The organism is bacterium (assembly GCA_030247525.1).
Classification (GTDB): Bacteria; Electryoneota; JAOADG01; order JAOADG01; family JAOADG01; genus JAOTSC01.
This window is the reverse complement of the sequence record JAOTSC010000016.1, coordinates 20,562-33,546: the sequence shown is the minus strand read 5'-3', so window position 1 is coordinate 33,546 and position 12,985 is coordinate 20,562. Positions and strand designations below refer to the sequence as shown.

Annotated in this window: 9 protein-coding genes; 2 read left to right on the top strand and 7 right to left on the bottom strand. The window is 49.6% G+C overall.

Annotation, left to right across the window (positions count from 1 at the left end; all coding sequences use genetic code 11):
* The 3 genes from OEM52_02910 to OEM52_02900 form a co-directional block, all read right to left on the bottom strand.
* The coding region (locus tag OEM52_02910) for a phage head morphogenesis protein (GenBank protein ID MDK9699088.1) at positions 1–1,658 on the bottom strand (1,658 nt) is incomplete at its 3' end.
* Positions 1,655–3,094: a hypothetical protein gene (locus OEM52_02905; protein ID MDK9699087.1), complete on the bottom strand. Its 1,440-nt coding sequence runs from the start codon at positions 3,092–3,094 to the stop codon at positions 1,655–1,657. The genes OEM52_02905 and OEM52_02910, both read right to left, overlap by 4 nt.
* 8 nt (positions 3,095–3,102) lie before the next feature.
* Positions 3,103–4,740, bottom strand: coding sequence for a hypothetical protein (locus OEM52_02900; protein ID MDK9699086.1), 1,638 nt, complete (start codon positions 4,738–4,740; stop codon positions 3,103–3,105).
* 15 nt (positions 4,741–4,755) lie between these two features.
* On the opposite strand from OEM52_02900, the gene OEM52_02895 reads away from it, so the two are divergent.
* Together OEM52_02895 and OEM52_02890 are read left to right on the top strand one after the other, a co-directional pair.
* Positions 4,756–5,058 carry a hypothetical protein gene (locus tag OEM52_02895; protein MDK9699085.1) on the top strand — a complete coding sequence of 101 codons (303 nt, stop codon included), beginning with the start codon at positions 4,756–4,758 and terminating at the stop codon, positions 5,056–5,058.
* Positions 5,055–5,957, top strand: coding sequence for a tyrosine-type recombinase/integrase (locus OEM52_02890; GenBank protein ID MDK9699084.1), 903 nt, complete (start codon positions 5,055–5,057; stop codon positions 5,955–5,957). The genes OEM52_02895 and OEM52_02890 overlap by 4 nt, the downstream gene beginning before the upstream one ends.
* 399 nt (positions 5,958–6,356) lie before the next feature.
* Here the strand turns inward: OEM52_02890 and OEM52_02885 are convergent, their stop codons facing one another.
* From OEM52_02885 to OEM52_02870, 4 genes are all read right to left on the bottom strand, one after another.
* Positions 6,357–7,025 (bottom strand): hypothetical protein, encoded by a 669-nt coding sequence (locus OEM52_02885; protein MDK9699083.1) that lies wholly within the window; start codon positions 7,023–7,025, stop codon positions 6,357–6,359.
* A 16-nt stretch (positions 7,026–7,041) separates the two neighbouring features.
* Positions 7,042–7,536: a hypothetical protein gene (locus tag OEM52_02880; protein ID MDK9699082.1), complete on the bottom strand. Its 495-nt coding sequence runs from the start codon at positions 7,534–7,536 to the stop codon at positions 7,042–7,044.
* A 409-nt stretch (positions 7,537–7,945) separates the two neighbouring features.
* Complete coding sequence (locus OEM52_02875) at positions 7,946–10,657, bottom strand: hypothetical protein (protein ID MDK9699081.1); 2,712 nt, start codon at positions 10,655–10,657, stop codon at positions 7,946–7,948.
* The gene (locus OEM52_02870) at positions 10,654–12,876 is read right to left on the bottom strand and encodes an AAA family ATPase (protein ID MDK9699080.1); all 2,223 of its coding nucleotides are present in this window, start codon (positions 12,874–12,876) and stop codon (positions 10,654–10,656) included. The genes OEM52_02875 and OEM52_02870 overlap by 4 nt, the downstream gene beginning before the upstream one ends.
* Positions 12,877–12,985 lie beyond the last annotated feature (109 nt).

The window sequence follows — 12,985 nt, the reverse complement described above, 5'->3', positions numbered from 1 at the left end:
TTGCCACCGTGTTTTTCAGCCCACTTGGCGTACTTCGCCTCAATTGACTCCACTGCCAGTTGACGCTGTGCTGAGTCATTAGAGGCAAGCAATGTCACGATTTCATCTTTGGATGCCCACTGCCAGTGCTTGAGTTTGGCATCCTTTGCCAGTGTTTTCAGATCACTGGAGGATTTTGCGGCAATGGATGATAACCACGTTGATTTCAGTTGTTGCACTTTTTGCAACGGCTGCCCGATAATGTTCACATACGCTGGATCGTTCGATAGCAAGGTCACCTTACTTTCAACAGCTGTCACCGCCGCCAGGAAATCCTGATATCCAGATACATCAGTGGGGAGCGATACCGTACTGACTAACTGATCCAGTTCTTGTTTGGCAAGATCAATCAGAGCCTGCTGTTGAACGATGGGTACAACCGGTGCAACAATTGCTGGTGACACCTGTTGTTTCTGTGCTAGTAACTTAACTAGATCGTCTTTACTTCGCAGGGCACTAATTTTGTACTGGGATATTTTCGCCTTCAACGCAGGTCCGGATAACTGAGAATGGTCTATTCCTATTTCTGCTTTATCTAGTAGTGCTATGAAGTCACTTTTCGTTCGGGCAATGGCAACACCATTCTGCATCGCCAGACCTTGGAGTTCCTTGATTGTAAGCAATTGTAACTGAGATACATCACCACTTTGAAACGCCTGCTGTACTTTGGAACTATTTGCCAATTGTGCCTTGGAAATTTGTTGTAAAGTTCCACTTGGCATGATACAACCAGGTCCATCCACCGCCGCCATGGCAATCGGTTCGCCCTGTCCACAGATCGTAAGTGGTGCAGACACGAATGTGATGCAGCGACACATTGGATGCCGGGGGAGAGAAGGGCAGTCAGTAATGGCAAACTCTTTTCCATCCAGGGGAGCACAGACGCGGCAAGTCCGTTCGTCCTGGGCAGTAATCCAGGTAACCTGCTTAACGCCAACTGTGTGGTAGAATTTCTCACGGCCAAGGTTATGGGCACGTAAGACTTCTGTTCGGGTGATTGTTTCCAATCTTTGTTGAACAGTCTTAAACACTGTTTTACCGGCAACTCTAAATTCCTCAGGATTCGTAATCACGCTTCCCAGTTTCTGAACGATTAGTGCAATCCCATCACCGGATGCGATCCCGACATTCAGCTCCTGCTTGATGCTTTCTGCCAGTTGTCTGGTGACACTACCCAGTAACTGAAGGTGATAATTCACCAGGAAATCGATAGCCTGGGTATCGATCACGCTCATGGCATCAGTAGCTAACGACAACCGTTCTGCTTGATTCAAAGTATCGTAAGTTGGGAACCCGATGTTTCCGAATTCGTTGATTGCACTGTGAACACCGCCCTGAAATGAGTCGCGGCTGATGCCGGTGAAAAGTACAGATTGCTCTTTATGCAACTTGTCAACAATTGCATCTATCCGATGCTGGATACCCAGTAGCTGGGATTGTCTCACCTGAATTCCATCAGTGAGTTCTCGTTTACCAGCAATTGACAGCAATTCTCCTTTGATCTGATTGGAGGCTTGCTGCAGAGATCGAAGCAGTGGCTTGAGCTGCTGGTCAGTATATTTATCTACTGCAGCTAGACTCTTGGCAACTTCGGCTTGGATGCGTTCGGCTTGAGTCATTCCGGCAACTCGGGGATTTGAATACTCTCATATAAGGCTGCTACACTCTGCACATCTGATTGCTTCAGTTTCTGGGATTCGGTTGCTGGGTCGAGCCCAAGACTTTCTTGAACCGTTTCTACCGACACAATCCCAGACTGCACTAGGACGGCAAGATCTTTGACTGATAATGATCGAAGCAGATTCGGACGTTCGGTTTCCAGATTAGAATTTTCTACATCGGGGTTAAGACCCATTTTGGATTGAACGGTATGCTTGGACACAATATTCCGATCATAAAGTTCAAGCAGTAGCTTGCGAGGTCCTTCATCATTGTTGAGGTCGATGTCGGAAAAAATGAAATCGATGTTCCGGTCTTGCCAGCCATTCAGTTCCTTCCAATCATCAAATACCCAATTGAGAATATCACGGGCAATCTGCTTGATCTCTTTCAGCATTAACACCACTTTGGAAAAACCAACGCTGGCAGTTGCGAAGTTTGGTCCTTCACCGGTGATCAGTGACTTCACAAAACCCAGCGACACAATGATGTCGGACTTGATTTCTTTGACTTTTTCTTCTGTATTGAGAACGATTCCTTCTGTGCCGTAAGTCTTTACCTCAACATAGAAGGGAACCACCATGCCGGTTTTGAGATCCATTTTGTTGATGGTATCTCGAACTTGGTTGAGCATTCCCTGGGTTGGCATGACTACTTTATCGCCGAATTTTCCACCGACTGAGATAAATCGTAGTGGTGTCGTCCATCGCTTGGCGATCGCACGTTCAGCCCGACGGTAATCCCGCATGAGTTCAATTGATTCAAATGCCGGCAACACCATGGAGTTACCACGGGAATTGAACTGGGGGCTGTTCCACTTCTGATGAAAGAACTGTGCAGCTTCAAGCTCAATCTCATTACCGGAAGTCACACCGACGGCATCTTCCGTTTTCTGGATGATCTTAATGATTTCACCGCGCTCCAGTTGAAACTGAACCGACACTGGATTCAGACACCAGATCTTGGTTATCTCTGAGTATCCCTCTTTGCCACTACTGGTTTTCTTCTTTTGTCCACCGTAGTTTTTGTATCCCATGCATTCGCCCTTGACGAGCAGCTGAAGGATCATGTCCCTGATAAAATCGTTCAGTTCATTCTTTTTGAAGAAATCGACGGCAGCTTTTCGAGTCTCTTCATCATCAGAAGTCACCCGAATTTCATCACCGATCGCAAATGTTCGCCAGGTATTGATCGCATTGTTGACAATCGGCTCTTCCGTGTAGTATTGCCAGGCAAGTTTGCCGCGCTCTTCCCAGGTTCCAGGAATAGCCTGAACGGAATATTCCGATGAAAAAGTCCCGGAGATCTCTGCCACGGCAACTAGCTCATCAGTTTCTGTTTTAATTCCGGAAGTACCAATCGATCGATCTGATTTAGTGAACGGCCAAAGTTTCATGGGTAACCTCATACAAACACCGGATCGGTCGTTACCGGCATGATAAACGCTTCTTCAATTTCTGGTCTAAGCTCTTTGATTTCTTCCAGATACACTCTCAGCATTGCACAGCGAGTTGCGTCAATGATGTGATCGCGCCCTTTGGAATAGACTATCTTTCCTTCGGACATGACGTAGGTGTGAGTACAAAATTGATCTTCGACCTCCACATCATCGTTCGGGAATCGAATCGTTTTTTGTGAAAGTCGACCATTAATCAGACTCGTCATCAGTTCCTTTGTTCTCTTTTTGCGCTGCTTGCCTTCATCGGTATAACCGATAACAGTCGAGCTGCCGAAGTTGAATCCGATCAGTCGATCACTGAACCGATATTCTGCAAACTTGTCCAGCGTTGAGAGTTCCTGTACGACAGCAAGTCCGTTGCCACCCTCGTCGACACCAAGTCCCGCAAATTGGAAATAGTCATCCATCACTGCGAGCAATTCTGCGATGACTGGATAGGCGACCTGTTCCGTATGCACCCGCATAACCAGTGCCAGTTTATTTCCTTCCTCTTCCTGCCAGACCAATAGTTCACAGGGATCAGAGGTGTAACCCAGATCGCCACCGAGCCAGAACTTTCCCTTTCTGGGTGTGAGTCCCAGTAGTAGATCAAGCCTGGTACGAATTGCGGATTCGTTCTCACAATCTGCAAGTTCACTATTGGTCAGCACGATCCGCTGGTATTCAGGAATCTCTACCAGGGCAGCTTTCACTGATTCCACTGGGAATGCTGAATAGGTAGGACTACCGTGTTCACCTAATACCTCATGTTGAAAACCGGAGGTCTCACGCCCACCATAGAACTCAAGCAGTTCTTTTTCTCTGGCTGCGGTCCAGTTTGGATGCAGCGATGATGGCCAACGCATGACTTGCCAGCGCTTCGTTTTGTCTTGAGTGAGCCGGTAGTAAGTGGTATCCCGCAATCCATTAGGTGTCGAGTAAATCCGGAATACGCCCCCTTCATTCAAGCAACGTCGTAATGCTTTCCAAGCTCGCTCCGTCATCCATGCCGCCTCATCAACCCAAACCCGTTCCACGTGTAATGATCGGAATGGTTGACCGGAATCTCCGGCTTGCCGAAAATGGATTACGGTTCCAGTCGAGAATCGAATCCGGTAGTATGGCTTTTGCGAGATATCCGGATTGCCATAGCGATTCTTTGCAACGCTTTTCAGCAACGTGGGGTTATTGAAAATCTGCTGCTCAACTTCATCGATGATGGTCTCGAGATGACCTTGATGCGGAGTCGCCACTAAGCCCGATCCGTTCCTAGTCGTAAATCCGTAATGAAGAACCAGTGTGGTCAGCACAATGGTTTTGCCAACTTCGCGCCCATCCTGATGAATGATCTGCTTTTCAGTCGATCGGAGATCCTGGTATTGGTGTGGCCAGTACTGTCTGCGATCTCCGTCCGGGTTCTTAAGGAAATGCTCTCCCCATACCGCAGGATCCACCAAAACAGCGTATGCATTCGCCATGCTCTGTGGAATTGCGATGTTAAGCCCGGGTGAACGATTTGATTTCTTTCCGTTTGCATTCATGCCTTGAAACCCTTGTCCTGACTTGCTTTCCGGTTCTTTCGATGGTAACGTTTCATAGCCCAAACAAGGAGAAACATCATGGCTACCACCACTACCAATACCACCCAATACCGCTTGGGACAACGCGTCTGCTACCTGACCCATAACTGCGATGCTGAGATTATTGGCTTCTTCATGAATGACATGGAACCATCAGATCCCGAAGCCAACCTACACCTCACTCGTGATAACATTGATCGCTTTCCAGAAATGTTACTTGACCTCATCGCACCCGATCCGGCTCGCTACTTCGCAATCGAGATTCGTTTTTTCCACCCGGGTTCCTTCTGCAGTTTCGAAGTGCGGCCCGATGAACTTCAACCGATCGTAGGTGCAGAATGAACTTCAATACCGTGCTTACTGACTACCGGACCTATCTGCTGGCACAACAGAAATCAAAACACACAGTCAATAACTTTCTCGCTGATGTAATCAGGTGCTTGACTCAGCTTAGCTCAAAAAGCTTAGATCTAATCACCGCTTCAGATATCGATCACTTCCTCGTTTCATTCTCCACCAAAGTTGACGGAACCGCGAAGAATGCAAACACCATGAACCGTACCAAGACCGCGATCCGATCATTTTTCGGATGGGCCTGCAACTCTCACCTAATTGCAGTCAGTCCCGCCGAACACCTTCGCCTAAAACGAGTCGACCGTTTACCACCGGTGTATCTCACCGATACTGAGGAACACCAACTATTACTCACCGTTCAAAACCATGCAACCGACATTCATGCTCAGCGCGACTACGCAATCTTGCAATTATTACTGAACACCGGAATCCGCGTAGCAGAACTGACTCAGATTGATCTTGTCGATATCGATGGCAAGCACTTGATCATCCGTAAGCAGAAAGGCGGAAATCCCATCCGGAAGTTCCTACCCTCAGTAGCCAGACAGGTCATCACCGAGTACATCACCGGTGAGCGATCGAAATACGAATCCCAATCTCAATCGAAAGCGCTTTTCCTGAACCAGCAGGGTGAACGAATGAACCCACGAGCAATTCAGTTTCTGACGCAGAAGTGGGTAAAGCTGGCGGGAATCGATAAACCAATTACACCGCATAAGCTCCGGCACACTTTTGCCACATCCCTGTATTCAAAGAGCCACGACATCCTGGTAGTCCAGAAAGCACTTGGGCACCGGAACATTACCCACACTCAGATTTATGCCCACATCTCGGATCAGTCGCTCGAGACTGCGATGGAAAACAGAGTCTCGGTTTTTCAACCTTAATACCGCGCCGAATACCCCCTTTGGGGCTACCCCTCGGTTTTCCTTCCGAGCTTTCACCAGGGCTATTTCCACTGGTGCTCGGCATTCCTCCCGATTCGATGCCGGGTTAACGTTCCGACGTCAAGACGGAAGGTCCATAACGATCCGCGAAATAATCCCAATGCGATTGGAATATTCACGACTTATGAAACTGCCGCGCAAGACTGACAAACCGGAAACCCCCGAATTTGAACAGTTTTCGATATTTCAACCGACTGTCTTCCTGATTGACTTTCATCGCAGACTAAGTGTTCTGCGAAGAAAATCTTGGTGTATTGCACGTAAGTCTTGATTTTTCTGTCTGACTCCATGACACTCTGCGATGAAATCCCGTCGTTTTTCTGCTTGATTCAACCCAGCCTAAGAAACTTCCACCGCAGCTGGATCAAATCCCAGGAGATTCGGATCGACAGAAATCGGGGAAGTCCCATTTTTCGCATACATCCTCACCTGCTGGATGATTTCCACCTCGTATTCTGCCGGCGACATCGGCCCGGATTTTCCTTCACCATCCACTCCTCGTTGGTCACGGTTTACCCGCATTGCCGCCAGGTGCCTGGTAAAGACTCGCGATAGATCGTCAATGGTTGAGCTAGCCGCTTCGCCCCACAGCGCCCGAAGCAGGCGAACGTAGGTGATCGCTGCCAGCTGAGCGTGCCTCAAATCGCCTGCGCGGTTCAGATCCGGGAACGATTCGTACAGGTCAGACAGGAATAAATCGAATGCCTGCTGTTCTCGTTCATCCTGGATCTCAGGAAGAAAGGCGCCATGGGAAACAGCATTCTTATTGCCAGGCCGAGCCATGATCTCGCCACCCAGTTTTCCGCCGTGCATCTTGCACCGCCCATTGGCCATGGCTGGTTGTCTGCAGGTCCCGCCACGCTTCAACGAACTACCGCATTGGGGATTGGCAGCGAGCAGTGCGCCACCGCTGGGGCTGTCTTGCGTTTTCGGAATTGCCGCAGGCAGAGCGCGGCTCGAAGCGCGGTTCTTTTCAGCATTGCCATTGTTATTACTCGACTTGGACATTGTTTTGTTCTTCCTATTACCGGTTGAAACTGGATCGAATTGAGATTTCAGCAGCTTGCTCAGCTTTCGCACGTGACAAACCACCATCGAATTCCATGATTGCTGCCCGTTCTTCGAAGGCTTCGTGCATCGCTATTGACCAGTTTTCTGTCACTGGTGGTGTAGGTTCCGACACCGGCGGACTGTATGACTTCGGATCGAAGTTTCTGCGCATAGCCTCGAGTAAAGCAGCATCGATGTTTTCTTTTGCCCACTTTCGAATGACAGCGAACCGTTGTTCCACCGTTGTATGGACGGAGGCTGACGCTTTGCCTTTCCGGTAGGCATTGTCGATGTTGGCAACCCGGCTTTCAATCCAAAGCAGAAACGGTACATCTAGCCGACGGAAGGTTTTTGTCCCCTCACAGATCTCGGCTGGCGAGTTCGCTGAAATTGGCACCGTCTTTGTTGTCAGATCGGTGGCAACGAACAGATCGCTTTGCTCAGTGGTTTGAAATAATCCGAATTGCATTTTCTAACGTTCCGTCTGAGATAACTGCTTGTGTTTTCGTTCCCCGAACCTTACCCGAACCTCAGATCACGAGGATCGGGTAGTTTTGCAAAATTCAACTAATGTTTTTTCATAGCGTTAAGTACCTCTAACCCGAACCTCCGAACCTACCCGAACCTTTTTCCTACCTATACACGTACATGCGTGCGCGTATGCGTGTGCGTGCATGCGCAGGCGCGCGCGTGTATAGACATACCTTTTAGGTTCGGTGGTTCGGGTAAAGTCTGTAAAGCAGCACTGGGCAAGCCTTCCAGCTCCCCGAACCTTAAAACACGAGGTTCGGGTAAGGTTCGGAGGTTCGGGGAGAATAATTTGCCTAGTTGTACTAGTGATAAAATCACAGGTACTGCTAATACAACGACTTCGCATTTTACTCCTCGTCCCAATCGTATGCGCTAAGGTCAACTTGGATGTCAGATTCACTTGGAACAGATACCGATTCGTCATTAGGTAGCTCGGTCAACTTGTAGGCAATCGTTTTACCGTTTGTGACTTTCCAATCCTTCGATTGTTCAAGCCGGTAGTTGAGAAAGACCCGGTCGACAGTGCGGCGAATTGCACTGCCCAGCTTGGTTTGTTGCGACCTGGTCGTTCCATCGCCCCGTAACGCGTTCAGCAGTTCTTTCCGCTCACAGAAATCGTTGAGATCGGACACCTTCACCGGTCGATCCTGCCATTCTTCCCACCATGCAGCTACAAATTCTCGCCAGATGTCGCGGTCGGGATCTGCCGATTCATACAATGCCTCAAGATTTCCGAGGAAACCGGGAATACCGGCAACTTGCAGGATACCACCAATGACTTTTGACCACTCTTCATAGGAACCTAGCTTCTTCGTACTGCTCGGTCTTCCGGCATCAATCCACGCTTGGATGATGGTGAGAATCGCAATCACCAAATCGCGACGGTGTAAACGGGACCATTCGCGTAAATCGTCGTGCCGGAAATGTTCGCGCAACCAGGGTTGCTCTACGTGAGGATCAAAACGAGATCGAAGAATGCGGCGAATCAACTCCTGCGACATACGAACATTGTTACCGGTCAAGAGCCATAACGGAAGATTCTGCATCGTCACCATTTTGGATGAACCGAGGAATCGATCTGTCCAGAATTCGGCAGTGAGCACTGAAGCCAGTGTCGGAGAATTGAGCCGTTTCCGCTCGTCAGCATTGTCAAGCAGGATGATCGGATTGCCTTTGAGTAGTTCCGAAGTCAGCATTTTGCGCAACTCATCATCGTCATTCGGCAGTGTTCGCGAAGGAACGGTGTAGCCGGTGGTAATTATCGAGATAACATTGCAGAGTAGACCTTTACCGGAACCTGCGACTGGCGCTTCCACCAGATGGAGCGGTGTACAGCCGGTAATCATCGGTCTGACAAATGGCAAGATCATTGCAGCGATTGCATGAGTTCGGTCGGATTCGGAGACGAATGGGAAATCGGATAGCAGTTCATTCGTCAACAAGGAAACCGCAGCCGATACTACCACAGTCGTTGGATGCTCGGGTATCTCCAGATCGGAAAGCAACTCTGGCAGATGGAGCCAAAGCGAGTCACTCCGGTGATACCCGGAAGTTGTCAGCAGTTTCCCATCGCGACCGAACACTGGTGTGTGCAGAACTGATTCGATCTGCGGCAAATTGGAGTCGATGTTGCAGAGCAGATCTTTGGCGATGTCGTGTGGCGGATGAGTATCAATGATACCGGTTTCATTCTGCTTGATCCATCGTGCAGTCCGGAAGAGTGTTCCGTACGCGGCAGCTTCACTTAGTACTTCAAGTTGATACCGTTCTGATAGCTGGGACTTCTGCAGACGTACGAGTGTACCGCCTCGTTGAAACATTCGAGGAGGTTCATTCCAGCGATGAATCGCTTCCCACGAATCGACGACAATCTCCGACAGTTGCCGATTATTCACGACAATGTTCAGTAGTCCCGAACGGGAATGAGATACTACTGGTTCAGTGAATGGAGCCACACCGGAGAGACCGGTTACGATCTCGCGTGCGGTAACAAAGTCGGTAGCTTTACCGGTTCGAATGAGAAAATCAAACACCGATATCGTTTCGCCGGTGAGGAATGAATGGAAAGATCCTCGTTCAGTCGTTCCAACGCCGTTAGCAACGCCGGCCGATGGATTCTGATCGCCGGAAGCCGATGCCGGATCACGACATTCGAGCCATTCTGGACTCGATTGATTGCCAGTGAGAAGGTCTCCGTAGATCGCTTCCAGCGGTAATTTCGATAGGGCTTGCGAGCGCCACTCGTCCCAGGCGGAGCTGTTCGAATTCGAAGTGTGTGGCTGCCGTGTCGCCCGTGCGCTTCGACGTGTCGGCGCCGATTCTGGTGCAATTTGAACATGAGCCGAGAGTGTCTGTTCCAGTTGTTCCGGCGAAACCGTTGCTAACGAATCTGGCAGGAATGGCGATAATGATTCCGATTCATCGAGTCGGTAGAATTGGTTACCACCGGCTTGAGCATTCCACCAAAACGGAAGCCATACGAGATTCCCAAAGCCGCCCGATTTGATTTTCGGTTGCTTTGGAAATACTTCCATCCCACGATTGGAACGGGGGTCTGCCATCTCGCCATTCTGACAGCGCTGGTCGGAAGGACAGAGCAATAATCCAAGCTGTCGGGCTTGTCTCGCGGGAACCATTGGATCAAAGAAAACCCAGAGATGCCACCCGTGACCGCCACCGGAACATTCGATATGGGAGGTAATGCCAAATGATTCTGCCTTTTTGAATGCAAGAATCACAGCATTCTTGGGATCGATTAATCCATTCGCATGTGACGAACCGCCATCAAAATCGATACACATCCACTTGGTCAGACCATCGGCATTCGGTGTGTACGAGCCGATCCGGAAGCGCCCTTTGTTCTTACCAGTGCCTTTCTGATTGGTGAAGGTGACTTCGACCACCGGTGCAGAATTGCCACGAACATGCGCATCGAGCAGCGCGATCAATTTATCGCCACCCGGTGTCGGTTGCGGTTTCTCCCACGACGCGTAAAACGCCACCATGTCGGTGCGTGAGAAAAAGTATCGCTGCAGCAATTCTACCCGGGGATCGCTCATACTGAACCACTCAGCGAGAGGAATGTCCGGCGACGTTCCGTTTGCACTACTCGGGCACAATTTGTCAATCCCCAACGGTCACCGATGATGATGGAAGTCTCGCGAGCACGGGTCACCGCCGTATAGAACAAATTGCGGTGATGCATGTAGGTATGCGCCTTGTGCATTACCGCGACGACGCAGGGAAATTCCGATCCTTGTACTTTATGGACAGTGAGTGCATACGCGAGCGACAACTCTTGCAATTCTGGAGCGCCCGGTTCGATGGTCGTAATCGTACCATTCTCAAACTCGACGGTAATTCCGGCCTTCGGATCGTTCTCCAATACCCATCCCAGCGAACCGTTCATGACATTGATATCGTAGTTGTTGCGGGTCTGAATCACTTTGTCGTGACGATAGAATTTGCGTTGTTGTTGCCCTGCACGCGGCAATACGGTATCGACGTTGTATAGTTTTTTCTGAAGTAATTGCTGTAAGGCGATATTCAGTTCAATGGTGCCAAGCGGACCTTTCTTCGTAGGGCTGATGAGTTGGACATCGCGAATGAGATCGTAGCCGAGCCGGTTCGAAAGCAGATTTGAGAACATGTCGAGGATAAACCGGCGAACATCTTCCACATCGGAAAACTGATCGACCAGATACCACGGGCGACGAGTCTGTCCCGGAATTTCCGGTGCCGTTTTATGCACCTCACCGGAGAGAATGGCAGTACAATTTTCTTTCAATAGACCGGCTTGACGCACGATGCGGTCGAGTACCGTGATCGGAACAATTTTTGTTGAAAGCAGATCACGCAGAATGTTACCGGGTCCCACTGGCGGTAGCTGATTCGGATCGCCAACCATGACGACGGCAGTATGTTCCCAATCGATGGCGCGAAACAGTTGCCATGCGAGCGGCACATCCACCATCGAAAATTCATCGATGATGAGTACTTCTGCTTCGATGGGTACTTCCGGGCCTGCGAGATAAACTCGGCCATTGTAACCGAGCAATCGATGGAGTGTTACCGCTTCGTGTCCGATGAGTTGCTCGAGGCGTTTAGCAGCTTTTCCGGTCGGAGCAGCAAGGGTAACCGAGAGACCATGTACTTCACAAATGCGGGTAATCGTTCCCACGGTGAATGTTTTACCACTACCGGCTCCACCGGCGATTACGGAAATCTGATGTTGCAATGCGGACAATACAGCTGCGCGTTGACCTTCATTCAGCGTCGATGAATTTTGATCCAACAACCCTTCCAGCCCTGCTAAATCGGCGAAGTCTGGGTTTAGCCGCTGATTAACAGTAATCCATGCGCGGATATCCTTTTCCTTCGCATATAGATCGGGACGCGCGATGATCGTCTGATTCGAGATGGATACCGAGACGAGTTGCTTCATCTCGATCAAATAGGCTAACTCATGCTTGATCTGGTCGGTACTATCCAGCGTATCAAGGATCAGTAATTCATTCGCATGTTCTACCAGATCATCAAATGAAACCCAGCAATGCCCATGATCGATTTGTTCATTGACCGCATGTAGCAGACCGGCACGTAACCGTTCCGGTGACGCTTTCAGGATTCCCATTTTCCGGGCAATCGTATCGATTTTCTTGAAACCGAATCCGTGCAATACGCCGATAATCTGGTAGGGATTCTGTCGAAACAGCGCCACCACATCGTTACCAAATTCATCGAGTAGTGTCTTCACCTGATAATGCGTGAGACCGAATTGCGACAGGTAGGTAGCTGCGGCGTTTTCCGTACGATTGCGATTCCAGATCGACTTGAGCTGTTCTATCGCACTGAGCGGCACCTGGGCGAATTGGGCGATAACCTCGGGGTGGTCACGCAGCGTAGCTTCGAAACTGCCGTTGAAGCGGCGAGCGATACTGCTAGCCTTGACCGGGCCGATTCCTTTGATATCGGGGTGGTTCGCGAGGTAATTGGTCAAACCCTCTACAGAAGGTTGAAAATCATACTCGAAACGCTCCACCGTAAACTGCCGACCGTACTTGGGGTGAATGGTTAACTTACCGTACAAGACAACCGGTTCATTTTCTGCAATCTTCACCGCACCGGCGAAATTGAAACATTTACCATCGCTATCACAGAAACGACCGGTCGTAAAGGCAGCGCCGGTAAAGAACACCGTTTCCACATAACCGGATCGCTTTTCCAGCGCGGTATTAGCGGCTGATTTCGCTGCTATCTTGTTGGCGTTTTTCGGCATGGATTGTTCCCAACTTTCGTAGTAATTCTCGGTACACATCATTTTCTACCGGGAGAGACAATTTCTCCCGCGATTCATTCAAAATGAGCAGCAACCCATCCACTTCTTT